Source organism: Planctobacterium marinum (assembly GCF_036322805.1).
Classification (GTDB): domain Bacteria; phylum Pseudomonadota; class Gammaproteobacteria; order Enterobacterales; family Alteromonadaceae; genus Planctobacterium; species Planctobacterium marinum_A.
The window spans coordinates 964,207-989,564 of record NZ_AP027272.1; the positions used below are offsets into that span (position 1 = coordinate 964,207).

18 protein-coding genes and 1 pseudogene are annotated in these 25,358 nt (G+C 46.1%); 10 read left to right on the forward strand and 9 right to left on the reverse strand.

Translation table 11 applies throughout. The features are described 5' to 3' along the window. Positions 1-30: 30 nt before the first annotated feature. From AABA75_RS04315 to AABA75_RS04325, 3 genes and pseudogenes are all read right to left on the reverse strand, one after another. Entirely contained in the window at positions 31-1,041 is a 1,011-nt protein-coding gene (locus tag AABA75_RS04315) for an aspartate carbamoyltransferase (RefSeq protein ID WP_338291293.1), read from the reverse strand. A gap of 106 nt (positions 1,042-1,147) precedes the next feature. Beyond that, positions 1,148-1,729: pseudogene (locus AABA75_RS21400) on the reverse strand (methyl-accepting chemotaxis protein); the annotation flags it as partial. A gap of 1,139 nt (positions 1,730-2,868) precedes the next feature. Continuing rightward, positions 2,869-3,672 (reverse strand): substrate-binding periplasmic protein, encoded by an 804-nt coding sequence (locus tag AABA75_RS04325; RefSeq protein ID WP_338291295.1) that lies wholly within the window; start codon positions 3,670-3,672, stop codon positions 2,869-2,871. A 184-nt stretch (positions 3,673-3,856) separates the two neighbouring features. Here AABA75_RS04325 and AABA75_RS04330 point away from each other — a divergent pair, with 184 nt between their 5' ends. Beyond that, complete coding sequence (locus tag AABA75_RS04330) at positions 3,857-4,780, forward strand: MBL fold metallo-hydrolase (RefSeq protein ID WP_338291296.1); 924 nt, start codon at positions 3,857-3,859, stop codon at positions 4,778-4,780. On the opposite strand, the gene AABA75_RS04335 is transcribed toward AABA75_RS04330, so the two are convergent. Beyond that, positions 4,755-5,390 (reverse strand): TetR/AcrR family transcriptional regulator, encoded by a 636-nt coding sequence (locus tag AABA75_RS04335; protein ID WP_338291297.1) that lies wholly within the window; start codon positions 5,388-5,390, stop codon positions 4,755-4,757. The genes AABA75_RS04330 and AABA75_RS04335 overlap by 26 nt on opposite strands. A 119-nt stretch (positions 5,391-5,509) precedes the next feature. Here AABA75_RS04335 and AABA75_RS04340 point away from each other — a divergent pair, with 119 nt between their 5' ends. Together AABA75_RS04340 and AABA75_RS04345 are read left to right on the forward strand one after the other, a co-directional pair. After that, positions 5,510-6,697, forward strand: coding sequence for an efflux RND transporter periplasmic adaptor subunit (locus AABA75_RS04340; protein ID WP_338291298.1), 1,188 nt, complete (start codon positions 5,510-5,512; stop codon positions 6,695-6,697). A 16-nt stretch (positions 6,698-6,713) separates the two neighbouring features. Then, a complete protein-coding gene (locus AABA75_RS04345) occupies positions 6,714-9,902 on the forward strand; it encodes an efflux RND transporter permease subunit (protein WP_338291300.1) in 3,189 nt (1,062 codons plus the stop codon). Here the strand turns inward: AABA75_RS04345 and AABA75_RS04350 are convergent. Genes AABA75_RS04350 through AABA75_RS04360 form a run of 3 tightly spaced genes read right to left on the reverse strand, consistent with a single transcriptional unit; the run spans position 9,869 to position 14,012 of the window. After that, positions 9,869-11,872, reverse strand: a complete 2,004-nt coding sequence (locus AABA75_RS04350) for a S9 family peptidase (protein ID WP_338291301.1) — start codon at positions 11,870-11,872, stop codon at positions 9,869-9,871. The two genes, AABA75_RS04345 and AABA75_RS04350, sit on opposite strands and share 34 nt — an antisense overlap. A gap of 8 nt (positions 11,873-11,880) precedes the next feature. After that, positions 11,881-12,309 carry a CopD family protein gene (locus AABA75_RS04355; protein WP_338291302.1) on the reverse strand — a complete coding sequence of 143 codons (429 nt, stop codon included), beginning with the start codon at positions 12,307-12,309 and terminating at the stop codon, positions 11,881-11,883. An 11-nt stretch (positions 12,310-12,320) separates the two neighbouring features. Then, complete coding sequence (locus AABA75_RS04360; RefSeq protein WP_338294801.1) at positions 12,321-14,012, reverse strand: chloride channel protein; 1,692 nt, start codon at positions 14,010-14,012, stop codon at positions 12,321-12,323. Positions 14,013-14,237: 225 nt separating this feature from the next. Here AABA75_RS04360 and AABA75_RS04365 point away from each other — a divergent pair, with 225 nt between their 5' ends. Further along, a complete protein-coding gene (locus tag AABA75_RS04365; RefSeq protein ID WP_338291303.1) occupies positions 14,238-14,948 on the forward strand; it encodes a DUF6776 family protein in 711 nt (236 codons plus the stop codon). 10 nt (positions 14,949-14,958) lie between these two features. Next, positions 14,959-15,369: a DUF4112 domain-containing protein gene (locus AABA75_RS04370; protein ID WP_338291304.1), complete on the forward strand. Its 411-nt coding sequence runs from the start codon at positions 14,959-14,961 to the stop codon at positions 15,367-15,369. A gap of 6 nt (positions 15,370-15,375) precedes the next feature. Here the strand turns inward: AABA75_RS04370 and AABA75_RS04375 are convergent, their stop codons facing one another. Together AABA75_RS04375 and AABA75_RS04380 are read right to left on the reverse strand one after the other, a co-directional pair. Then, on the reverse strand, positions 15,376-15,732 hold the full coding sequence (locus tag AABA75_RS04375; protein WP_338294803.1) for a PH domain-containing protein: 357 nt from the start codon (positions 15,730-15,732) through the stop codon (positions 15,376-15,378). 302 nt (positions 15,733-16,034) lie between these two features. Next, positions 16,035-16,217: a YqaE/Pmp3 family membrane protein gene (locus tag AABA75_RS04380; protein WP_425325563.1), complete on the reverse strand. Its 183-nt coding sequence runs from the start codon at positions 16,215-16,217 to the stop codon at positions 16,035-16,037. Between the two features lie 228 nt (positions 16,218-16,445). On the opposite strand from AABA75_RS04380, the gene AABA75_RS04385 reads away from it, so the two are divergent. The 5 genes from AABA75_RS04385 (at position 16,446) to AABA75_RS04405 (ending at position 25,338) form a co-directional block, all read left to right on the forward strand. Further along, positions 16,446-18,527 (forward strand): TonB-dependent receptor plug domain-containing protein, encoded by a 2,082-nt coding sequence (locus AABA75_RS04385; protein WP_338291305.1) that lies wholly within the window; start codon positions 16,446-16,448, stop codon positions 18,525-18,527. Positions 18,528-18,550: 23 nt separating this feature from the next. Continuing rightward, complete coding sequence (locus AABA75_RS04390) at positions 18,551-20,455, forward strand: YfiR/HmsC family protein (protein ID WP_338291306.1); 1,905 nt, start codon at positions 18,551-18,553, stop codon at positions 20,453-20,455. 117 nt (positions 20,456-20,572) lie between these two features. Then, entirely contained in the window at positions 20,573-20,917 is a 345-nt protein-coding gene (gene erpA, locus AABA75_RS04395) for an iron-sulfur cluster insertion protein ErpA (protein WP_338291307.1), read from the forward strand. A gap of 186 nt (positions 20,918-21,103) precedes the next feature. Further along, on the forward strand, positions 21,104-22,198 hold the full coding sequence (locus tag AABA75_RS04400; protein WP_338291308.1) for an efflux RND transporter periplasmic adaptor subunit: 1,095 nt from the start codon (positions 21,104-21,106) through the stop codon (positions 22,196-22,198). Then, the gene (locus AABA75_RS04405; protein WP_338291309.1) at positions 22,198-25,338 is read left to right on the forward strand and encodes an efflux RND transporter permease subunit; all 3,141 of its coding nucleotides are present in this window, start codon (positions 22,198-22,200) and stop codon (positions 25,336-25,338) included. Before AABA75_RS04400 ends, AABA75_RS04405 begins: the two co-directional genes overlap by 1 nt. Positions 25,339-25,358: the final 20 nt, after the last annotated feature.

The window sequence follows — 25,358 nt, forward strand, 5'->3', positions numbered from 1 at the left end:
TCTGGTTTGAATATGTCAAATGAGTTGTGATTAATTACTGTGATAATGCCATGGCACAGCGCGTTCGTAGTCTTTTACTTTATTTTCAACGCCAAGAGCTAAGGCAAACAACGCCATTCTCACTAAAACTCCGTTATCTGTTTGACGGAAAATCGCCAGATTGGGATTTTGATTAAGGTCGTTATCCAACTCGTTAGCGTCGGCGCGTGAATCACGTGGCAGCGGGTGCATAATCACTGTTTTAGACTTAAAATGCTGGGTGTAAATCGCCTGATTGAGGCGAAATTTTCCACGGTATTTATTGGCCTCTTCTTTGGAGGGGAAGCGCTCCTCTTGCACACGCGTCTGATAACAGATGTCTGCATCAAACTGACCATCCAATGAGTCTTGAATGTTAAATTGGTGTCCGGCATTCGTTATGGTGTCCAGAATGTAATCAGGCATACCGAGCTCTGTCGGCGCAATAAAGGTAAAGCGGATATCTTTAAACAGGCACAGTAGCTTCGCCAATGAATGTACGGTACGGCCAAACTTTAGATCACCTACCATGGCAATGTGTAGTCCGTTAATATCGCGCTGATGGAAAGCCAGTTCTTTTTTAATGGTGTAGAGATCTAATAAAGCCTGAGTAGGATGTTCATTGGGACCGTCGCCACCATTGATACAGGGTACCCGGCTGCCTTTAGAAAATTCTTCAACCGAACCCGCATCCGGATGGCGCATGGCTATGACATCGGAATAGCCGCTCAGTACTCTGGCCGTATCGTATAAGGACTCTCCCTTGGCCAGGGCAGAATTGCTCACACCAACCGTTTCCCTGACTTCACCACCTAGTAAGTTAAATGCGGTACCAAAACTGACTCTGGTACGGGTACTGGGTTCAAAAAACAGGTTACCCAAAATGGCACCATCCAACACGGTGGTGCGCTTTTCCCGGCGCGTATACACCTGCATGGTATCGGCGACATTAAAGATTTGGGTTATGGCATCCAGATCAAACTGATTAACCGAGAGAATGTGTTGACCCAAGAAACGACTCATGGTGCAAGTTCCTGCTGAAAGATAAAATCGCTCTATTGTCCTTCGGTTAAAAACAAAAAGGAAGCGTTAGCTTCCCTTTTGTTTTTAACCGAAGGAATGATTCAAGCTAATCCAGCTTAAAGCGACCTAGTACACCTTGCATATCGTGACACTTGTCTTCCAGCTCTCCGGATATTTCATCTACTTCGCTCATCGTTGTGGCAAGTGCATCCGCTGAATGACTGATAGACTCAATGCGTTTACTCAAGTCGTTACTCACCGCAGATTGCTCCTCCGATGCCACGGCTATCTGGTGATTCATATCACTGACATTGACCACGGTTTCCTGAATACCATCCAGAATCTCGCTTATACTGTCAGCTTCGGTGGCCGCTTGTCCCACAGCACTAGTACTGGAAGACATGGATTGATGGGCGTCTTCAGCAGAGCTTTGCAGGCCGGTGACGATATTTTCAATTTCTTCCGTAGAAGATTGAGTGCGCTGTGCCAGGGTTCTGACTTCATCGGCAACCACTGCAAAGCCGCGACCTTGTTCGCCTGCACGGGCTGCCTCAATGGCGGCGTTCAGGGCCAGCAGGTTAGTCTGTTCGGCGATGGATTTAATCACCGTGACCACAGAGCCGATTTTTTCACTGTTATCTCTGAGGCGATAAACCTGGTCTGCTGTGCCTGAGATACTGCTTTCAAGACTCTTAATAATGCCGACACTGCTTACTACGCGACTGCGACCTTGCTCAACTTTTTCCTTGGCAATATCGGTTTGCTCTACTGTGTGTTGTGAGTGTTCTGCTACTTTCGAGGCGGTAATAGACATTTCTTGCAGGGCTGTGGCTATCATTTGTACATCAGATAACTGTGCATCTGTGGATTTATTGGCATCCACCATCATTGATTTGATGGTTTCTGAGCGGTTTTCAATCACGTTACCTGTTTGCAACACGTTTTTAATTAACTCGGTGAGCTTTTCTAACAGTAAATGGAAGTTGCGCGCGAGACTGGCAAACTCGGTACTGCGGGCACCTTTGAGTTTGCGGGTTAAGTCACCATCACCCATGGCGATTTCTTTGATCGAAAGTGTAACGTCTAGCAGCTGTGAAAGTACTAGTTTGCGGGTGGTAATTACTGCAGCTACCAGCATAACCACTACCAGAATCAAGATATTTAACATGGCTGAGAAGGCATTGCTGGCTAATTTGCTTTGCATGGGCGCTTTGGTAAACACCACACTGATCTTACCTATTTCTTTACCGTCTCGACTGATGAGCCCGGTTTCATAGACTTCAACCGAATCATCCGTGAGTCGGGTCTTACCGGATTTGCCTAAATCCTTATCGCGGTGATCTGTGATGGTGACACCAGAGACGATGTCGATGTCGGTCATGGCTTTGGCTATTTGTTCTACCTGGCCATAATCATAAGTAAATACCGGTTCGATTAATGCGACTCTGGCATAGCCCAGTTGTGCTTGCATTTGCTTTTCGAAATCACTTTCTGCCTGCCCTGATGAGACCACGTAGGCCACGGAGCCTGACAAAGTCGCTGCAATAAAGCCACTGACAAACAACCAAAATACGAGTTGGTTACTAATCGATTTAAACATGGGCGTCTTATGCCTCTTTTATTTGTACGTTCCTGAATCAATCAGTCTCAAAAATGGCTTTATCTAAGCTGATAAATTGGGGTCATTAAAGAAACTGAAACGTTTCTGTAACACTATAGTTACAATGTTCGGGCACAGCAAATCTTTGCTTACCGCCATCCGCTGGCGATTTTGTTTATTGTTTTTATTATTTTTGTTAACAAAGAATATAAAATCATCATCCTAAATCAAAGATTAAAATAATATTTTTTTTCTTTATCGTCTGGTTTGCGAAAAAATCCATTTTTTAATGATAATATTTTTCGCTCTGATAATTGCGCTCTATCCAGAATGTGTTGGTAGCTCTTCTGAAACATGCGTTCATATTCACCCGAATCGATTAACTGATTGAATCCCTGGGCAATGTCTTGCGCTAATTGCTTGTCATCTCTATGTACAAAGTAGAAGTTGGCATAGGGGTAGTGCAACGCGACGTTGGACTCGACGGCAATTCCCATGCTTTTGTAGCTTTCTAACTCACTCCAAACCTCCAGTACCGAGCGTGGGAACAAATCGAATCGGCGCTTTTGCAACATCTTGAACAAGGCTTCGTAAGATGTCGTCGTATGGACTACAAAACCATTGTCGCTGAACAGGGCCACATCGGGCCAACCGCCGCCCAGCCCGACACTGAATAGCTTTAATTGCTCTATGGTATGAACGTCTCTTAATAGGTTTTTTTGGTCCTCATTCACTAACAACAAACGCCACCCCAATAATCCTTTTTGAATGGGAATGCGCACTGCGCGGTAATGTTTTTCTCGATGATCAGAAGTTCCGGTCCAGACAATATCCAGCTTTTTATCGTTCAATAATAGTAGTGCTCTGTCTTGCTGTGCGGGAAACAGTGATTCTTGCAGCTGATATTTACGGGGCATTTTTGTCAGAATAGCCTGTAATAGATCAATGGCAAAGTCCTGGCGTTTATCGATACCCGCTTCCGGACGCGGATATATTAATTGTCGCTCTGTGCTGGATACTGAAAAAGACATCAGTAAGAAGCTACAAATCAAACTGCTTAAAATAGGTTGTAGACCTTTCAAATTCACGACCAAGGAGCAAAAAACATTAACGAGCAATTGTGCATGATAATAATCATAGTTGCTTAATCTCGTCTTTGCTTTCTGGTAAGGTCTTACCAGTGATGGAATTTTTAACCCGGACCAGGTGCTTTAAATGCGCAGTGTGTGGATAGCGTTAGTACTAATATTGCTTTCTGAATCAGTAAATGCGTCTAGCTGTGGAGCTGAAGTGCAATTACAGGTATTAGGAGCAGGAGGGCCGGAAATAACCGACAGTCGGGTATCTTCTGGTTATCAATTTTGGCTTGATGGACGCAGCCGGCTATTATTGGATACTGGCAGTGGCAGCAGCTTTAGTTTTGAACAAAGTCAAGCCGACTTCGCCGATGTAGATGCCGTTTTACTTTCTCACTTACACACCGACCACAGTGCAGATTTACCCACCTACATTAAAGGCTCTTTCTTTACTCGCCGAAATCGGGATTTGCTCGTTATCGGTCCTGATAAAAATTCTCGTATGCCTGCAACCAGCGAATTCATCACCCGTCTATTTGGGCAAGAGGGCGCCTTTCCTTATCTTTCTGATTACTTGCAGAAAGGGCTGGAGAGTTATCAAATCCTCAGCGAGGATGTGCCAATGGAAAAAGGCGCTGCGCTATATGAAAAAGCATTTCCTTGGGGCAAGGTAACGGCCATTTCTGTTAATCACGGTCCTATTCCCGCTCTTGCCTGGCGTATCCAGATGGCTGGTTGTGTTGTGGTATACAGCGGAGATTTGAGTAATAAAACCGATAAACTGGCCCAGTTTGCGCAGCAGGCTGATTTGCTGGTGATCCACATGGCCATACCGGAAAGTGCCGGTCAGATAGCGAAAAGTTTACATGTAACACCGACAGAAATTGCACAGATTGCCGCAACGGCTAAACCGAGACAGCTGTTGATATCGCATTTGATGCGTCGCAGTGAGCCCGAGCTAAGTACAACCTTAAAACAAATCCAAGAAAATTACGCTGGCAAGGTTGTTGTGGCACAAAGGTTATTAACTGTGCCTGTTAGCTCGCGTGGCGCTGCAAAATAAGTAAATAATCCTCAACCACTAGATGGACAAAATCCCGTTGCTGCTGTTCATCCAATTCACCGGGAAGGCCCATTAAACTCAGCATGTGGTGCTCCCCCTTGAGCATATTGAAAAACGCCATGATCAGATGTTTTAAGTGTTGCTGGGGAATGTGTATTTCCTGTTGTTGTAACAGGTAGTCTTTGAGTATCTGCATGGCTTGTTTAGGGCCTGCTTCATAAAATAATTCAGCAACATGTACGTTGGTGCTTACTTCGCCCATAACCACTCTGTACATTGCGATTACATCTTTGTCATGCAGCAATCTGACAAATTGTTCAGCAATTAAAAGCAATACAGCTTTCAGGTTTTTGGGACACTCCAGAATATGCTCTTCGTCCATCTGATATTGGCGACACTTTAATGAAATTACCGCAGTGAATAGGGCGTCTTTGTTCTTAAAATGGGAATAGACGGTTTGCTTGGAAACACCGGCTTCTTTTGCAACGTTGTCCATCGAGGTGGCATTAAATCCCTGGCGTAAAAACAGGCAACTTGCAGCCTTTAGAATTTGCTGCTGTTTCTCAGTACTTTTCGGGCGCCCCGCCTGTGATCTTTTCTCATTTGTCATGCGTTATACCACTTTGCATTAATTATCAAACTAAACAGTCTAGTATTTTTATTTGAAATATCATACTGTACAGTCTAGTATTATTTTCGGTTAGTGGCAATTACTGGTTTGGAGTTCACATGTCATCTTCTCAATTGCGTTCATGGGTTGCACAACGTCCCGGTGTCGTGGTGATGTTATTTTTTGTTGTACCCGCGCTATTTTTGTTTTTATTAATGAGTGCCGCTGGCGCAGGTCAGGTGCCGCAAGCGCCAGCTGAACCTTTCCCCAATAAAGTGGATGTTATCAAGGTGGAACGGCAAAACGCCTATAGCCGATCTGTTAAAGTGGTAGGTAGAGTTGAAGCCAGTAAGCAAGCCAGTCTGGGCTTTGAGCGAAGTGGTACTTTGCTGACGGCGCTGGTTGATGAAGGAGATAAAGTCAACGAAGGGCAACTACTTGCTGAATTGGATACGCAGCGACTCATTGCCCAATTACAAGAAATTGAAGCCGGGATTGCCAGAGCGAAAGCGGATGCGCGCTTAGCCAAGCTCTCTGAGAATCGCGTTGCCTCGCTAGTTAAACAAAAACTTGAGTCTTCTCAGCGCCTGGATGAAACACGCGAAGCTACTCTTGCTGCACAAGCATTGGTGCGAGAGATGGAAGCGCGCAAAGCCAGTGTTTTGGTGGAGTTTGCCAAATCTAAAATAATTTCGCCTTTTACCGGCACAATTTTAACGCGACCTGTTGACCCGGGCTCTGTCGTTGGCCAAGGAATGACCGTTTTTACCCTGCAACAAGACTCAGGTACCGAAGTACGCATGGCGATGGCGGCTGACAAAGCGTTTCAGCTGGTAAAAGGACGCTCCTATCAGGTATTTAGCGGACCTGAATCTTTCAATGCCAGACTCAAGTCTATCGCCAATGCCAGAACCATCAGTACCCGTACAGTTGACGCGATTTTTGAAATTGAAGACGGAAGTAACGATAAAGCGGCGATTTTACCGGGCGACTTGTTAACCTTGTTATTGCCAACCGAGACGCAATTGGTAGGCTACTGGGTGCCCAAATCCGCGCTTACCAATGGTATACGCGGTATGTGGAATCTGTTTACAGTATCAGATGCTAGTGGCGCTCAAACCATAAAAACGCGCGCCGTCACAGTGTTATTCTCAGATGAGAGTAAGGCTTATGTAAGTGGCGCGTTAAATGCGCAGGACTATGTTATTTTGCGCGGTGGACAGCGTCTTGTTCCCGAGCAAATGGTTTACGCCACGCAAGTGCCGTTTCCTGACTCAGCCAAGCCTCTGGCCGTGGCCGGTTTGTAGTTTTCGGGAGTAAAAGATGTCAGCACATAATTCTTCCGTCCGAAAAATGCCTTGGTACAGTTTGTTTTTCCGCAATGGTCACCTGTTGCTGTTGAGTATTGTCATTGTCATGGTGGCGGGGTTGTCAGCTTTGGTGAATTTGCCACGGCTAGAAGACCCTCGTATTGATTTGAGAAATGTGATTGCGCTTACTCCTTTTCCGGGTGCGTCAGCGGAACGCGTTGAGGCCTTGGTGAGTGACGTTATAGAAGATGAGTTACGCCAGCTTGATGAAATCAAAGAGCTGAAGTCTACCTCTCGAGCGGGTATATCCGTGGTGAGTATCGAACTGCAGGCGTGGGTCGACAATAGTACTAATGAGCAGATTTTCTCAGAGATACGAGATCGCTTATCGGAAGCTGCCAAAAAGTTTCCACAAGGAGCAGGTGAGCCTAATTTAGATACACAGCGGGGAGCCACATCTTTTACTTTGAAAGTGGCGTTATCCCCTGTTGCGGATGTGCAAACCGAGCAAGGGTTTAAAGACCTAAGTATTACTACACGGTTATCGGAAGAGTTGTCGGACCGTTTGCGCAATGTGCCCGGAACGGAAATCGTGCGTATTTATGGTGATCCAGAAGAGGAAATTCTGGTGAGTATTGATGCGGTGCAACTGGCGAACGCTGGCTTAACCGTAGCACAGGCCGCTGCGCTGATTGCCGCCAACGACCCTAAAGCTCCGGCAGGCGTAGTACGGAATCAAAACAATAATTTGCGAGTACAGGTAGCCAGTGAACTGGACACCCTGGAGTCGGTGCGCGACATCCCACTGCGCAGCGATGCGGTTAACGGCTATTTACGGGTGGGGGATATCGCGCAAGTTGAGCGCAGTTGGCAGCAGCCCCAGCAAGACATTGCTTTATTGGATGGAGAACAAGTCATCCTTGTGGCAGCCCGCATGCAAACCACTGTGCGTGTCGATAAGTGGATGGCCAATGCTAAGGAAGTAGTCGCTGAGTTTGATAAAGAATTCGCTGGCACGGTACACACCGAGATTATCTTTGATCAAAACATCTACACGGAGCAGCGTCTTGCCGATTTGACTCAGAATTTGTTACTGGGTAGCGTCGTGGTGATGTTGGTGGTGCTGCTTTTCATGGGGGCCAGAGCCGCCTGGATTGTGGGGCTGTCCTTGCCACTTTCGGCAGCGTTTGCGATTTTTTCTCTGTCCTTTTATGGACAGCAAATTCACCAGATGTCTATTTTCGGTATTATTGTGGCCATTGGCCTGTTGATTGATAACGCCATCGTGATCACCGACGAAATACGGGCCAATTTGCAAAACAAAGCCATGTCTCGTCTCGATGCTTTGGTTACCAGTTTACGCCATCTGTTCGTCCCCTTATTGGCCTCGACCTTAACCACTATTCTCGGATTTATGCCGATATTCCTGCTACCGGGTAACATTGGTGATTTTGTCAGTCCCATCGCCATAAGTGTCGTGATGGCCTTGATTGGCTCACTGTTTATTTCACTGACCATCATCGCGGCTCTGGCGGCGCGATTTCTACCGCGCAAACCCGGTGGCAGTGAGGCTTCCTGGTACCAGGCTGGGGTACAAATGCCTTTGATAACACAGCTGTTTAAGTCGCGTTTGCAATCTGCGATTGAAAATCCTTTGAAAGTACTATGGTTACCTATCGGGCTACCCATTTTAGGTTTTGTGCTGGCGGGGCAGCTGGGCAATGTGTTTTTCCCCAGTGCAGACAGAGATCAATTTGAGATGTACATCTGGATGCCGGCAGGTACCAGTATCGAACGCACTTATGACGTAACCCGTGAGATAGATGTACAAGTACGCGAACATGACTTGGTACAACAAGTGACCTGGTTAGTAGGTGGCTCAGTACCTTCGGTGTATTACAACCAGGTGATGACCAGAGACAATACACCCTATTTTGCTCAGGCTGTGGTGTCTGCTGTCAGTGTTGATGGTGCTGCGACACTGATTTCAGAGTTGCAATTTGAATTGAGTGAACAGTTTCCGCAAGCTCAAATCGTAGTGCGTCCTTTTGGACAAGGCCCACCGATTTCAGCTCCGATTGGCGTGGATATTTTTGGCCCTGACCTTGAAGTATTGCAGCAGCTGGGTGAGCAGGTGCGCTTGGCGATGTCAGAGATACCGGGTATTACGCAAAGTATTGCTTCAATTGAAACCGGAGAGCCGGAGTTAATATTAAGCACCAGCTACAACGAGTCCCTATTGGCCGGGTTGAGTTACAACGATATCGCAGCACAATTGCAATCCGCGTTAGATGGTGCAACCGGTGGCTCTATTCTGGAAGGCACGGAAGAAATTCCGGTCCGGGTGCGTTTGAGTAATCAAGAGCGCAAGGATACCAGCGAGTTGGCCAGCTTACCTATCTTAAACAGTCAATTGTCGCAGCAGCAAACATGGGTGCCATTGTCAGCATTGGGGGAATTTGAGTTAAAGCCCACCATGTCTGGGATCAGTCGAAACGATGGGGTCAGAGTCAACCACATTGAAGCGTTTTTGTTGCCCAATGCCACAGCCATTGATGTTTCCAACCGGTTATTGGAATTGATCAATGACGGGCGCATACAGTTGCCTCAGGGCTATAGCATCAAAATGAAAGGTGATGCCGATAAACAGCAAGAGGCGTTAGGCCAGTTAGCCACTTATGCACCGGTTTTACTGGTACTTATGCTGGCAACTCTGATCCTGTCTTTTAATAGCTTTAGACTGGCGGGGGTTATAGGTGCCGTTGCTATGTTGTCGGTGGGATTGGGCATGTTGAGCCTTTGGATTTCTGGTTTGCCCGTGGGCTTTAATCCGATTTTGGGCAGTGCGGGTTTGATTGGTGTGGCTATTAATGGCTCCATTGTGGTGATTGCCGCAATTAATGCTGATGAGCGAGCCGTAATGGGAGACAGTGCAGCCATTGTTGAAGCAACTATGAGTTGTAGCCGTCATATTCTGTCTACTACCGTCACCACAGTGGGCGGTTTTATCCCACTACTGCTGTTTAGTGAAGGCACGTTCTGGCCACCGCTTGCGGTAGTGCTCGCCGGAGGCGTCGGCTTTTCAGTGATACTGTCTCTGATTTTCACTCCCGTTGTGGTGAGTGTCATCAATCGCCGTAAAGCAAGGAAAATCAATGCCGGAAAATCTCAATCAGGAGAATCGCTAGCCTTTAGTCGATAAGTATCCAGCCACCTTGTAACTCGTTCTGCGATATCTAATTGTGTGTGGGCATCTATAATGTGATGCCCTTGCTCCGGGTAAAGTAATAGTGAAACCGGCGCATTGTTGCGGGTTTTAAGGTGACGATACAGCTCTAATGATTGACTGTAATGCACCCGATTATCTTTCATGCCATGCATGATGAGAAGTGGTGTTTTGTGCTTCTCGCTATAGTAAATGGGACTGGCCTGTAGCCATTTTTGCCAGCTTTGCCATGGCATACTTAAGGCATGGGTTTGCAGCATTTCTGTAGGGATATCTGTGGTACCAAACTTGGAAGTTTGATTACTGATCCCGGCGATACTCACCGCCGCTGAAAAGTACTGTGAAAATTTAGTGGCGCACCACGCTGCGGCATAACCGCCATAAGACGCACCCGAGATCCCCAGCCAATCAGTGGCTAATTGCTTATCGAGTAAATACTGTCGCGCCACCAGTAAATCGTTAAACTCAGCGCCCGCATAGTCTCCTTGGCTTAGTTTTAAAAAGGCATCGCCGCGTCCTGAAGAGCCTCGATAGTTAGGCAAAAAACTCTGTATGCCCATTGCCGCAAGACTGTGTACAGGTTGGCTATAGCGGGCAATCCAACCATCACTGATATGAGATTCCGGTCCACCATGGACAAATATCACGGTGTCATACCTGGCAGAGGTATTTGCATCGCGGGGAGATATGAGTATTCCTTCCAGTTCAACGCCGTCTTCGGCCTTAAACTTATGAACTTGTTGTAGGCCCAGGTTCAATTCATCTAACTGGCTATTAGAATTGCTGGAGCGCAGCATTTTACCCCGCTTAAACCAGAATAATTCGTCAGGGTGTGCACGGCTGTTAGCGATAACTGCCAGGTTGTTATCACTATCTGTGCTGTGTATACCTCGGATAATGAGTTGTCCATCGTACAAGGTGCGGTAACTGTCGCTGCTATGATTGGCGCGCTTGCTGGCAATAATAGAGCGTACCCCGATATCAGCGCTAAATACCAGATTTCTGGTTTCAGGCCATAACACATTGGTTATCATACCTTCAAAGTTACTGAGTATTTGCTGGCTTTTCTGGCGCTTGATATCCATCAGGAACAGGCTGCCGTGATCCGGTGAACTCGGGGTTTGTGCAGCAATAAAGGCGAGTTTGTTGCCATCAGGAGAAAACGCCGCTTTACCCAGTTTTCCCAACCCTGAAACTAGCGTGGTTGTTGTGCTTATACCATCGCTCAACACATACTCGGCGCGCATGATGATGTCATCTTGATTTTTAGATGGCGCTTTCTTAATCAATAGTTGTTGGCTTTCAGGAGCGAATTTAGCTTCTACAACGTGACCATCAACAGGAATTAACTGCTCTCCTTTGTCCATTTGAGCCAGAGACAATAGGTATAGGCGATGGTTCTTGTCTGGTTCATTTTCAAATTCGTATACGCTGTCTAGCTTGGGCGTCTTGCTCTGTTCTGCTTGCTCTGAGGGGTACCAATAAGCGAGCGACTGGCCATCATTGTGTAAATCAAAACCGTGAATATGCTGCTTTCTTGCAACCACTTTAATGGCTTCGCCGCCATCGGGCCTTATCATGTAAATACTAAAAAAGGGCTCAATCTGGCGTCGCATTAGTAGCCAGATTTGTTGTCCGTCGCCACTCCATTTTATTTGCTGTATCTGATTCAGACCTCTTATCAGATGGCGCATTTGACCTTTGTGATCTAACAGAAATAGTTCCTGCCAGTCAGGACCGACAGAGGCTTTGCGTGTATCACGAGGAATATTTTGAATAAAGGCGATGCGTTTATTATCGGGGGAAAGCCGAGCATCATTGATTTGTTTTAAGGCCACTAAAAGTTCTGGCGACATAGAGCCAGTTGCAGCCCCAGCTGTTGAGGCGATACTGGAAAATAAAAACAGCAGTGCTACTTTCAGGTGCTCTTTAAAATATTGGCTCATGCTTTTCCCTAAAAGGGCTTCACGACCGCAAGTACGATGATGGCCAGAAAGATAAATACCGGCGATTCATTTAAAAAACGATAGAACTTGTGACCATGGCGGTTTGCGTCCCGCTCAAATCGCTTCATCAAAACAAACAGATATCCATAGTAAGCGTAAATCAGTAGCACTAATAGCAACTTGGCGTGTAACCAATGGGACGCGCCCAACCAAGCCATGCCATATTGATGGATTAAAGCAATACCAAATACCAAAGTCAGAATGGCGAAAGGCAAAACGAACCACCAGAGTCGCCTTTCCATGACTTTAAATTGTTGATTGAGTTCATCGGATTCTGATTGAGCGTGATAAACAAATAGTCTCGGCAGATAAAATATGCCTGCCATCCATGCCACCATAAAAAAAATGTGAAGTGCCTTGAGCCACAAAATAGTCACCACTAAACTCCTTAATATTCTTTGCGATACAGATAGCTGCGCACTGCATCCCAGGTTATCACGCCAACAATAGAATGTGGTGTTGAACCCTGAACATACACCGCACCTTCTCTGCGATGTTGCAGTATTTCATAGACTTCCGCTAATGTTGCTTGTGCTGAGACTCCCTGCATCGGGAAGAAACGCAGAGGAGAACCCTCCTTGTTCAGGCTGTAATCGTACTGTACCAGGAAGTATTGCACATCAATTTCGTAGGTGGATTTTTGCACTACCGGATGGGTTGGGGCCGTATCTAGAAAGTCCAGAATATGTTTGTCTGTGGCGTCCATAAACAGTTTGTATTCCCGGTCAATGAGCGCCAGCACGCCCACTTTCTGCAAGGTTGAGCGTATGGAAGATGTGGTGTAGGGCAGGTTTTGATAATCCAGTTGCCGAATAAAGATAGAGCTGTTTTTGAACAATTGGTTAGCTGTTACATAAGATGGCACGATAACCATCATTGCCGGTAGCACCACATCTACCGAATTTGATAACTCCATTACTGCCGACAAAGCCGCCAAAGGGGCATGTACTACAGAGGTGAGGAATGCGGCGATGCCCAAAATGGCAAAACTACTGGTTAAGTGGCTGGGATCTTCATAGGCAAGACCCAATGGATACATTAACGTTGCTCCCAATAGTGCGCCTAACCCCAACACCGGGCCAATTAGACCACCAGGAATGCCTAATCCAATGGCAAAAATGGTAAGAATAAATTTAGCCAACAGGATGGCCAGTAGTAATTGGATATCTTGTGGTGCTGCGACAACCCAGTGAATGGCACTAAAGCCGGTACCCATTGCGTTGGGAATAAACCAACCAACCAGGCCCGTAATCACCCCCGCCAGTAGCAGACGACTGAACATATTCATGGGACGGAACCAGCGGATAATGTTCATTATTTGCATATTGAACAATGTAGAAATGCCGCCCAGTACGGCTCCAAATAGGATGAAGTACAGATACATCCAAGTATCAAACTCAGCGATAGTCAGAAAAGCCAGTTCATGGTCATCGCCAAACACCAAACGGCTCAATACTGAACCACAAGCGGCAGAGAGCATTATTGGAATAAAAATATGGATTTTATATTCTCTGAGCACCACTTCCATTACAAATAAAACTGCGGCAAAAGGGGTGTTAAATGAAGCCGATATGCCTGCGGCTATGCCACAGCCGGTTAAAATTCGAATGCTGTTATAGGGTAATTTGAGCCAGTTTCCAATAAAGCTACTACCCGCAGCCCCTAAGTGTACGGATGGGCCTTCGCGACCCACTGAAAAACCACTGGCCAGGGCAGCCATACCCCCGAAAAACTGGTTTAAGGTGTTTTTAAAAGGCATGAGTCCGTTGTGATTTTTAACGCGATAAATTACAAACGGAATACCTGTACGGTAGTGTTTAAAGCGGGTGATAATGGCGAACAAAAATATCGCTAACGCTCCTAAAATGGGGATCAATAAACGCATTTCTGGCTCTAATGAAGCGAAGTTATCTACTTCGTCTAGCCAGAGTAACTGTAAACTCTCGTAGCTGAGGCGAAACAATATGATTAAGCTGCCGGAACAAATACCTGCGAGAACACCCAGCAAACTGAGTTGCACTGACGTTCGGGGATGGGAGAGCGCTACTCGCAGTGATGCGAGAGAAAGGCGCCTCTTCATTGCTCTGATAAAGACTTTTATCGGCATTGGGCGGCTCGGTTCAAGAGAAAGTCCATGGGATTATTTAGTTATATAGGTATCATAAAAATGCTAACTTGGCGATAGCAAACCCAGCGCAAGTCTATGAAAAAATTCTGGTTTTGCATTTTTACGGTAGAGTTAATCAATACTTTAAGATGTTAGATCTGCTGTCTATAATGGTGAAAATTTCACAAGGGCCGAAATGTGACCAGCCAACTTCTTAAAAAACGATTCGGTGCTTTCCGATACTATCTGGCGGTGATTGCACTATTAATACTATCTGGGTGGCTTGGCTATCAGTGGGCTGGAATCGAACAGCAACGACTGAATGAGGAAATTGACCGTCTCAATCAATCTATGAATAACCTGGTAACGGAAAATAACCGTCTCACCCGCGACATCAATATTCTGGGGGTCGACCTTGAGGTAGCCCGACTGGCGTCTGAAGAAAGTCGCAAACAAATCCTGCAACAAATGACGGCCGAAAAAGAGCTTCGTAGAGAGTTAAGCTTTTATCAAAAAGTAATGGCCCCGGAACTGGAGCAAGATGGTTTCATCATTGATTCTTTTAATCTCGAGCCCAGTGCCAGTGAAGGCTTTTTCCGCTATGCGCTGATTCTGATGCAAAAAGACAAGCATCGCACCACGGTAAAAGGCAAGGTGGATATTACGCTGATTGGTAGCCAGGATGGCAAGCCGACAGAGCTGAAACTTAACGAGGTACTGATTGAAAACTCTGATACTCTCAGTTTTAGTTTTCGATATTTCGAGGTGCTCAAGGGGGAGTTTATGCTGCCCGAGGCCTTTGATCCGGAAATCATCGTGGTGGAGTCCCGTTTAAAAGACAAGAAGTGGGGCAGTGACTATTTAAAACGCAGCTTTGACTGGCAGCTGTTTGAAACTCAAGTGGAGTAGCGGATACATTATGAGTGAAATTAAGGCACCTGATGAGTTATTGAAAGCACAATGGATTGCCAATATTACCGATACGGCAGTGCGCATACCCATTTTAAACATCAATGTCGGTTTAGACTTTCTTATCGGTTTAATTCCCGGTTTTGGTGACGCGGTCATGACTCTGGTGGCGCTGCGTATTGTGTATCTGGGTAAGAAGCTAGGTATGCCGAAACATTTACTGCGCAAAATGGTGCGCAATAGCCTACTGGATTTTGGCTTAGGTTTTATTCCTGTGGTGGGGGATCTGGTGGACCTGTTTTACAAAGCGAATAAGCGTAATGTTCGTTTGATGGAGCGCTGGTGGCTGCAACAGAACCAGTCTGAGCTTGCGAGAAACACGCAAGCTAAACTGGACTCATGGCAAGCGCCACAGGATTAGTACTAATTAGCTGAACATGCTGTTGGCAAGGGTTTTTTGAATACCTACTACATCAGTGCCGCGCTTCAGCTCTTTAACTAATGGACTAGGATCGCTACCTATCCAGATTTTTAGTTCACTATCTGTGTCAAAGCTACCGGCGGTTTCTACCGCAAATTTGGCTATGGATTTATAGGGGATAGACAAGTATTCCACCTTTTTCCCGGTAACGCCTTGCTTGTCTATCAAGATCAAGCGCTTGTTAGTGAATACAAACATATCCCTGAAGACCTTGTAACCCATTTGAATGGCTTCATTGTCCGCTGTTATCGCTTGTAGTTCTTCTTCTAATTGCTCCAGATCCACTTCTGAAGCATCTCCCATCAAATTAGAGCGTGATGATCTTTGCTGTGCAATTTTGCAGCAGACTGTGTTCAATTTAGACAAGGCGAATGCTTGAAGGTCTAGTGGTGCTAAATCAAAAGCATTCAACGAAGCATAAATTGCACACAGGCGCTGCCCGAAGGGTTCGTTATAAAAGCGCTTTACTCTTTGTCACAGTCCTTTGACTTAGTACCACTAGGCCTGTAGGACTGTTCCTCGATTAAAGCGCTTATATTTAGAACAAATTTTGCGCAACAAAGGTCAACACGCTCTTGATAATAGTCCCATAGTTAATCCTCTTATTAAGCTGTTCTTTTCGACACCACTAACCAAACGGCGTGGATCATACCGGGAATACCGCCCATTAGTGTGAGTACAATATTCAGGAAAAAGTGCAGTGTTAAGCCAACCTGTAAAAAGGCACCTACCGGTGGCAGGATAATGGCCAGAATGAGATTTAATACACTCACGTCTTTGTTACTCATCACTAAATTCCAATTGAGATAATTGTTTAACTAAGAGCCTAGTGGAAATTGCATAAAATAAAAGGCTGAAAAAAATTGCGGAATCAATCGGTCTTCTTTCAACGAGATTAATCTAGTACCAAAGTTTAACTGTTTAGCTGCTATAGTTGCGATAGAGTAACGATATATAGTTGCAAACAGCGATACGACTATTCCGGTTAAAAGCGCATAGGCAGAGCAGGTCAAATTATGCAAAGAGTCTTCAAATTATTACTTTTCGTAGTCGCTCTGGCTAGCTTTGCTGTTTTCGGGCAAGAAAAGACCAAGGTAAAACAGTTGCTGTCAATGGACTTAGCCGAATTACTCAAAGTTGAGGTGGCGACGGGCACAGACAAGCAGTTGTCAGAAGCGCCCGCAGTGGTCTCTGTGATTACTGCAGATGATATCGCCGCGATGGGAGCCCGGAATCTTTCAGAGGCCATTGAGCGGATACCGGGCTTACATGTCATGCCTTCCATCAATCGGGTCATGCCATTGTTTTCCATTCGAGGAATTTCTACAGACTCAACCCCGCAAGTCTTGGTTTTGATTGATGGTGTCGATATCTCTGAGATGACGGCGTTATCCACACCCTATGCTTTCGAATACCCAATTCATGCGGTTGAGCGCATTGAAATTATTCGTGGCCCGGGATCAGCAGTATACGGCGCAGATGCGTTCAGCGGAGTGATTAATGTCATCACTCGAAAGGCTGCTCAGCAAGACAAGTTACTAGTGGGAATTAGCGCAGGCTCCTTTGATACTTTTGATGGCTGGCTAAATTGGGACAAGCAATTTGATGAGTTGCAAATCGCATTTTCGGTGAGCCACACCCATCACAATAGTGACAATAACAGGGTGACTCAATACGGAGTGATGGATCGCGATGGAGAGATCAGCAACATACATCTGAATTTAGATTACCAAAATTTTAGCTTCAAAAACTGGTATTGGCGTACCAAACAAAATATGGGAACTGGTGCGGCTATTTGGGGCAATAACTATGACGTGGATCGCATTGATGCCATGTTTAGCAAATTGAGCTGGAGTGATGCATTAACGGACGTACTTAATGCCAGTATTGATTTTTCCTACGGTCAAACGACTCACGATGCCAGATTTCAATTATTACCGCCCGGTGTTTGGCCTGTAGGTAATGACGGCAATGTTTTTCTACCACCGTTTACACCGGTTACTTTTCCAGACGGTGTCATTGGTCAACCGAGCGCCACTACACAAAAAGTTGAGCTTAGCTCTGCTTTCATTTATTCCGGATATCAGGATCATCGTATTAGAGTCGGGTTTGGCGCTAAGAAATTTAGTTTACAAGATGTAAAGGAAATTAAAAATTTTGGTCCGGGGATTTTAGATGTGCAGAACATTCCAGAATCGCTGCAAAGTGATGCGTTGATTGACGTTACCGGAACGCCTTTTGTTTATACCCCTGATTACGACCGGGATCTGTGGTTCCTCTCGGTTCAGGACGAGTGGAAAATTGATGAAAATTGGGAGTTAACCGCAGGTTTACGCTACGATAACTATTCAGATTTTGGCTCCACTACCAATCCTCGACTGGCATTGGTTTGGAGTGCCAACGAAGCGATAACCGCTAAGTTTTTATTCGGCACCGCATTTCGCGCCCCTAAGGTGGCTGAACTCGCGTTTGTTAACAATCCAACCACACTGGGCAACCCAACGCTGCAGCCAGAACAGATAGAAACATTGGAATTCGTCATTGATTATCGTCCCGGTGACGATTTCAATGGTGCGCTAAACTTTTTTAGTTATCAGGCCGAAGACTTGATCCAACTGGACCAGAGCTTTACCTTCCAAAATAATGGCGAACAAGATGGTTATGGTGCTGAGTTGGAGGCCAATTGGCAAGCGACTGAATTACTTCGACTTTCCGCCAATCTGTCTTGGTTAGAGTCGGAACGAAAAACTCAGAATGTTGATAAAGAACGCGTCCCGGGCTTAATGGCATTTGTAGACATGGGTTATCATTTCCTGGCAAATTGGCGCTTTACGATGCAGGGCTACTGGATCGCAGACAGACAACGAGAACCCGGCGATAACCGTCCTGAAGTGGATGATTATCTTAAGCTGGACGCCAATTTAGCTTGGCAAATTGACGAGCACTGGGATGCGACACTCAGCATAAAAAATCTAACTGACGACAACGTGGTGGAGCCAGTACCAGATTCAGCTTTATTCGGTATCGGCTTGGGATTCCCGGGTGATTATCCGATGTTGAGCCGTAGTATTCATGCTAACGTAACCTATGTGTTTTAAACATTGGAGAGTAACTTCAGGTAATGAAGATTAATTTCAAGGTACTGAATACTATTCTTGTACTGCTATTTGGTCAGTTACTCCTGCTCGCTCATTCGTGGGCGCAAGATTTTTCCCCCGGTCAGTTAAAAACAGCTTTAGTGGGGCAATTCATTAAGCACATTGAGTGGCCCGCGCTGGAACAGAACTCGCCACTGGTGGTTATCGTGCTGCGAGATCGCCTGATGTGGCAGGAACTCAAAGCACTTGATGGAGAGCAAATCGCCGGTAAAAGGGTTGCCGTGCGTTATTCAAATAATCTTGATGATCTGCGAAACGCTCACCTTGTCTATCTCCCTGAATCGGCATCAGATAACGTTGATAATACTCTAGCGTTGATGCGCGGCAACGGCACCTTGGTCGTAACCGAAAACAGTGACACTCGACACAATATCATGATCAATATCACTGATAATGTGGCGACTTCTGAAGAGCGTTATTTTTTGAGCTTTGAGATTAACCGTCCCAACATCCTGTTTGAAAAACTCACCATTAATCCAGAATTAATTCTCTTTGGTGGCACCGAATTAGATGTTGCTTCTTTATATCGCGAGACCGAAACGGCGATGCAAAATCTGCGCAGCGAAAACGCTCAAGCATTGCATGAGTTGGAAATAAAGCGACAAGAAGTGATAGCACAACAAAACGAGTTGCAGAATATGCAAAATGCGTCACTAGAGTTAACGCAGCAATTGCGCGCCAGCCAGCAGGATCTGGAAGCCAAACAACAAGAGTTAGTGCAAGCAACTCAGCGATTAGAAAAACTGGACACTGATTACAATCGCGCTCGTGAAGAGTCGGCAGAGGAGCTAAAACAAGCCAATTTAGAGGTTCGTAAGCAGATCTCCGTATTAGCGGATTTGAAGAGGCAAATTGAAGAACGCAATGAGTTATTGCGTGAGCGGGAAAGTGCTATTGAGGCAAAAAACCTGGAACTCAATCAGGCGTCAGAAAAGTTATTGGCAAAAACCGATGAAGTGGAACTGCAAGCTGCCGTTATCGATAAACAATTTTTGATAATCATTGGGATAGTTGCGACTTTGCTGGTTTTCGCTGTGGGTATTTTGGTGGTGATCAAGATGTTCTTTAAAAATCGCACTATAACCCGACGATTAGAATCTACCCTGGAAACACTGAAAAATGCCCAGCAACAGCTGGTGGAATCAGAAAAGCTTGCTTCGTTAGGACAGATGGTGACGGGTGTTGCGCACGAGATCAATACACCCATCGGTGTCGTAATAACCTCCTCAAGCAAAATTGGTGATGATGCCCAACAGTTGCACACTAAATTGCATAGTAACAGTATCAAGAAAAGCGAGATGGAACGTTTCCTGTCGATGTTGGTGGAAACTGACAAACTCATTCAAAGTAACCTGGCTCGCTGCTCTAATTTGATCCAAAATTTCAAACAGGTATCTGCCGATCAGGTGGTGGCTGAAAACCGTGATATTTATCTTAGAGATTACATCGAGGATGTCATGTCTACTCTCTCAGTGGTGATGCGCCGTAGTGGAGTGCAATGGAGCGTATCTGGTGACAATCCCCCCAAAAACCTGGATCCAGGATTATTGAGTCAGGTCATAAATAATTTGGTGAACAACGCTATAAAGCACGCATTTACGGACATTGAACAGCCACATATTAGCATCGCAGTGACACAAACTGCCGCTGCTGACAGGCTAGAATTTGCTGACAACGGCGTTGGTATGGATACGTCCACCAGAAAGCGAATTTTCGATCCGTTCTTTACTACCAAACGCGGCGAGGGGGGGACAGGTCTGGGCATGAACATCGTTTATAACCTTGTTACCTCGAAACTCAAAGGTACCGTTACAGTAGATAGCGAGCCGGGTGCAGGAACCCGTATCACTATTGATTTACCGCGTTAGTAATGTGTTTTTTTACCAGGCCTAATAGTTGACTGATTTACTCAGGTATTAGATAATCTGGCGCAATTCGCCATCATGACCGGATGGTGCTCTAAATGTTGTTAAACCGAGGTATCAATGTCCGACACGCCAGAATTTCCTATTAACTTTTCTGATGCAGCTGCTTTAAAGGTAAAAAGCCTGATCGAAGAGGAAGAAAATCCGGAACTGAAACTGCGTGTTTATGTAACCGGCGGTGGCTGTTCAGGGTTTCAGTATGGCTTCACTTTTGATGAGAAGGTCAATGACGGTGACATGGTTATCGAAAAGCAGACGGTTTCTTTGGTAGTGGATCCTATGAGCTTGCAATACCTCATGGGGGGCACTGTTGACTATAGTGAGGGCTTACACGGCGCTCGTTTCCTGGTGGACAACCCCAACGCGGAAACCACCTGCGGCTGCGGTTCCTCGTTTAGTATTTAAACTTTTTCTACTCACCTTTTAGCCGTATTCGCAACTGTATTTAATCAGTTGCGTTTTGTCACACTTTTTGTAAGGTTTTTGACCAATTTTTGATAGTTTTTCTGGTCATTTGCCTTAAAATAATCCCTTGTTTTACGTTTCATCGTCTTCTCTGGCGATGGCGTCAATTGTTCGCAAGGATTGTTCATGTCTGCTTTGATTACCCGGTTTCGTCAGCAGCCTGTTTGGCTGGCATTAATTATCACCTTATTTCTTATCCTATGGATCGCTTCCGGCATGGTGTCTGGTCAAACCGAAGGGCCGGTTAGAGAAAAGCATGAGGCACCGCTACAAAAGGTGGAGGTGACTACTTTTGTGGCAGACAAAGTCAATAAAGAGGTTTCGGTTTATGGTCGAACTGAGCCCGACAGGGAAGCCGTGCTTAAGGCTGAATTTGCCGCACAAGTCATCGATATTTTGGTGACAGAAGGCAGCAAAGTAGAAAAAGGCGCGCTGCTATTCAAACTGGATGAAAGAGATCTGCAACAGCAATTACGCTCTGCGGAGGCAACGGTTACCCAACGAAAACTGGAACTGCAAGGTGCAGAATCATTAAAACAAAAAGGTCTGCAGTCTGAAGTTAATATCGCTCAAGCAATGGCCAATTTAGAATTGGCAAAGTCACAGTTGGTGAGTTTGCAAATCATGTTGCAAAACACAGAGATAAAAGCCCCCTATGCCGGGGTATTAAATACCCATGAAGTGGAAATTGGGGACTATGTCAAAGTCGGCGATCCGGTAGCCACCTTAGTCGATCTCGATCCTTTGGTCATCAGAGCTGATGTTACTGAGAATGATGTTGCTGCATTGCGCAAAGGCCAGGCGGCAATAGCGAGATTGGTATCAGGACAAAAAGTCGCAGGTGAAGTCCGTTATATTGCTGCAGTCTCTAACGAGGGCACCAACACCTTTAAAGTGGAAGTGGCCGTACCCAACGCCGATGGTCAATATCTGGCGGGTATGAGTACACAACTCATTATCCCCTTGCAGGAGACATTGGCAGTACGTGTTACTCCTGCCGTGATGTCACTGGATGAGCGCGGTGAATTGGGTGTGAAAACGGTGGGAGAGGACGATACAGTGCACTTTGTACCTATTGATATGGTGAAGAGTGACAGTGAAGGTGTTTGGTTAAGTGGCCTGGGACCTCAAGCAGACATCATTACATTAGGGCAAGGCTTTGTGCGTGATGGTGACAAAGTGGAAGTGGTGCGCGCTTCTGATATTGCGCAGGTGAACTAATGCGAGGCTTAATTTCTTCCTTGTTAACCCGTACTCGTACGGTGCTGATGATCTTCCTGTTGTTGTTGATCTCAGGCACAGTGACTTACATCAATATTCCCAAGGAATCCAACCCCGACATTCCTATTCCTTTTATCTATGTTTCCATAGTACATGACGGTATCTCACCGGAAGATGCTGAGCGCATGCTGGTAAAACCCATGGAAAAGGAATTACGCTCCATCGAAGGTGTGAAGGAAATGACCGCCAATGCCGGCGAAGGTCACGCCAGTATCACTCTTGAGTTTTTGGCTGGAACAGATTCTAAAGTGGCACTGGCAGATGTGCGGGATAAAGTGACTGTTGCCCGAGGAAAGTTGCCCTCGGATAGTGAAGAGCCCACTATTCACGAAGTTACAATGGCAGGACAGCAGCCCGTGGTGACAGTGGTGCTATCGGGTGAAGTCAGCGAGCGGGCGTTGATTAGTTTAGCCAGAGAGCTGAAAAATCGCCTTGAAGGCATTAAAGAAGTACTGGAAGTGGAAGTGGGAGGACAGCGTGAAGATCAGGTGGAAATTATCGTAGATCCACTACTTCTGGAGAGCTACGGACTGGACCAGAATGATATCCTTAATCTGCTTTCCCGTAATAATCGCTTGGTACCCGCGGGTACACTAGATACTGGCGCAGGAAGCTTTGCTGTAAAAGTACCATCGGTTTTTGAAACCGTGAAAGACATTTTTGAGCAACCTATCAAGGTGGAGGGGGACCGGGTGATTACCTTCCAGGATGTAGCCACCATTCGACGTGCCTACAAAGACGCCAACAGTTTTGCCCGTGTAAACGGCAGTGCTTCGGTCTCCCTGGAAGTGAAAAAACGTCCTGGTGAGAACATCATAGATACCGTGGCAAAAGTAAAAACCATGATTGGCGCGGCTCAGCAAACCGCACTTTGGCCCAATAGTGTCGAGGTGGCGTACACTGGTGATCAAACTAAAGATGTACTGATGATGCTCAGTGATTTGCAGAACAATGTCAGTACCGCCGTGCTCTTAGTGGCAATTGTTATCGTAGCTATTCTGGGGATCCGCACGGCAACTTTGGTAGGCATTGCCATTCCCGGCTCCTTTCTTACAGGAATACTGTTAATTTCATTGTTCGGCTACACCTTGAATATGGTGGTGCTGTTTTCCTTGATAATGGCGGTGGGTATGCTGGTGGACGGCGCCATTGTGGTGACCGAATATGCCGACCGATTGATGAGTGAAGGGGGCGATCGTAAACAAGCGTATGCCCGAGCTGCTCAGCGCATGGCGTGGCCAATCATTGCTTCCACAGCAACAACATTAGCTGCATTTGCACCCTTAATGTTCTGGCCCGGCATGATGGGCGAATTCATGAAGTATTTGCCCTTTACCCTTATTGCTACCTTGTCGGCATCCTTGCTGATGGCCCTGATCTTTGTGCCTACTTTAGGCACCATAATTGGCAAGCCCCGCTATGTGACGCCCGAAGCCAAAGCGCAAATGATTCAGGCGGAAGAAGGGGACATTCGCACCCTGTCTGGCTTCACTGGTAAATACGTGCGGGTATTGGACAAACTTATCTATCACCCCTGGAAAGTCTTAATGGCAGCCATCGTCATTGCGATAATGTCTTACACTGCATATGGTGTTTCCGGTTTGGGTGTGGAATTTTTCCCCCATGTTGACAGCCCCGGTATCAATATAAATGTGCGCTCACACGGTGATTTATCCATTTATGAAAAAGATGCGGTGGTGCGCAAGGTGGAAAATCGTTTGCTGGATATGGACGAAGTGGAGACCCTGTATGCACGCACTGGTGGGGAGCAAGTGGGTTACTTGCGACTCAATCTTGTAGACTGGCAATACCGACGTCATTCCGACGAAATCCTTAAAGAGGTACAGCAGCGATTACGAGACTTACCGGGACTGGACCTGGAAATCACGCCAGATCAAAATGGCCCGCAAAGTGGTAAAGATTTACAAATCCAATTGGCTTCTCGTTATCCGGAACTATTGGATGAAGCAGCATTAAAAATTCGACGTGCTCTGGATGCCAATGAGAGTTTTACTGCTGTGAGCGACACTGCTACTAAGCCCGGTCTGGAGTGGATGTTGAAAGTGGAGCGCAGTGATGCTGCGCGTTTTGGTGCTGATGCCACCTTGGTGGGTAACACGGTTCAGTTTGTTACCGCAGGTTTGAAGATTGGCGAATATCGGCCCGATGACGTGGATGACGAAATTGATATTCGTGTGCGTTTTCCCGAAGAAGACCGATACATAGGCAAACTTGACGAATTGCGGGTGAAAACCGCCACTGGTCTGGTGCCAATTTCCAACTTTGTGGAGCGCAAGGCGCAGCCTAAAACCGATCTTATTCGTCATATTGATAGTCGCCGGGTTATTCGCGTAGAGGCAAATATGGTGCCTGGTATTTTGCTGGACCAAGAATTGCCTAAACTAAAAGAACAGCTACCCACACTAAACATTAATCCCAATGTAGAAATCACTATCAAGGGGCAAAATGAGCAGCAGCAAGAATCACAGGATTTCCTGGTTAATGCCTTCCTCGTGGCATTATTTGTCATGGCGATTATTCTGGTTACTCAGTTCAACAGTTTTTATCAGGCATTTTTGATTTTAAGTGCCGTTCTGTTTTCTACTGTTGGGGTCTTCCTGGGGCTTGCCATAGTTCAGAAGCCATTTGGTATTGTGATGTCTGGCATCGGCGTGATTTCTCTGGCGGGTATTGTGGTAAACAATAACATTGTACTTATCGATACCTTCAATATCTTGCGCCGTGAAGGTATTCCGGCCATGGAAGCGATATTGCGCACCGGTGCGCAACGTCTTCGCCCGGTGATGATGACGACTGTCACCACGATTCTGGGTTTGCTGCCGATGGTACTGGAAATTAATATTGACGTTATCGGACGCAACGTTGAGTTGGGTGGCCCATCTACTCAGTGGTGGTCGCAACTGGCGACAGCGGTTGCGGGTGGACTGGCATTTGCGACAGTATTAACATTGGTGTTAACACCTTGCCTGTTAGCGTTAAAAGTGAGACGAGATTTGCGCAAGCAAACCATTAAGTCCAGCAACAATGACGCTGATATGATACCGCAAGTGGCGAAATAATCGGATAACCTTAAGGAATA

Bases quoted from the DNA above. Each gene is read 5' to 3' on its own strand.
- AABA75_RS04350 (WP_338291301.1), bottom strand. From the start codon at position 11,872: ATGAGCCAATATTTTAAAGAGCACCTGAAAGTAGCACTGCTGTTTTTA.
- AABA75_RS04330 (WP_338291296.1), top strand. From the start codon at position 3,857: ATGCGCAGTGTGTGGATAGCGTTAGTACTAATATTGCTTTCTGAATCA.
- AABA75_RS04380 (WP_425325563.1), bottom strand. From the start codon at position 16,217: ATGAGTAACAAAGACGTGAGTGTATTAAATCTCATTCTGGCCATTATC.
- AABA75_RS04385 (WP_338291305.1), top strand. From the start codon at position 16,446: ATGCAAAGAGTCTTCAAATTATTACTTTTCGTAGTCGCTCTGGCTAGC.
- AABA75_RS04325 (WP_338291295.1), bottom strand. From the start codon at position 3,672: ATGTCTTTTTCAGTATCCAGCACAGAGCGACAATTAATATATCCGCGT.
- AABA75_RS04375 (WP_338294803.1), bottom strand. From the start codon at position 15,732: ATGGGAGATGCTTCAGAAGTGGATCTGGAGCAATTAGAAGAAGAACTA.
- AABA75_RS04390 (WP_338291306.1), top strand. From the start codon at position 18,551: ATGAAGATTAATTTCAAGGTACTGAATACTATTCTTGTACTGCTATTT.
- AABA75_RS04370 (WP_338291304.1), top strand. From the start codon at position 14,959: ATGAGTGAAATTAAGGCACCTGATGAGTTATTGAAAGCACAATGGATT.
- AABA75_RS04335 (WP_338291297.1), bottom strand. From the start codon at position 5,390: ATGACAAATGAGAAAAGATCACAGGCGGGGCGCCCGAAAAGTACTGAG.
- erpA (WP_338291307.1), top strand. From the start codon at position 20,573: ATGTCCGACACGCCAGAATTTCCTATTAACTTTTCTGATGCAGCTGCT.
- AABA75_RS04405 (WP_338291309.1), top strand. From the start codon at position 22,198: ATGCGAGGCTTAATTTCTTCCTTGTTAACCCGTACTCGTACGGTGCTG.
- AABA75_RS04315 (WP_338291293.1), bottom strand. From the start codon at position 1,041: ATGAGTCGTTTCTTGGGTCAACACATTCTCTCGGTTAATCAGTTTGAT.
- AABA75_RS04400 (WP_338291308.1), top strand. From the start codon at position 21,104: ATGTCTGCTTTGATTACCCGGTTTCGTCAGCAGCCTGTTTGGCTGGCA.
- AABA75_RS04360 (WP_338294801.1), bottom strand. From the start codon at position 14,012: ATGAAGAGGCGCCTTTCTCTCGCATCACTGCGAGTAGCGCTCTCCCAT.
- AABA75_RS04340 (WP_338291298.1), top strand. From the start codon at position 5,510: ATGTCATCTTCTCAATTGCGTTCATGGGTTGCACAACGTCCCGGTGTC.
- AABA75_RS04345 (WP_338291300.1), top strand. From the start codon at position 6,714: ATGTCAGCACATAATTCTTCCGTCCGAAAAATGCCTTGGTACAGTTTG.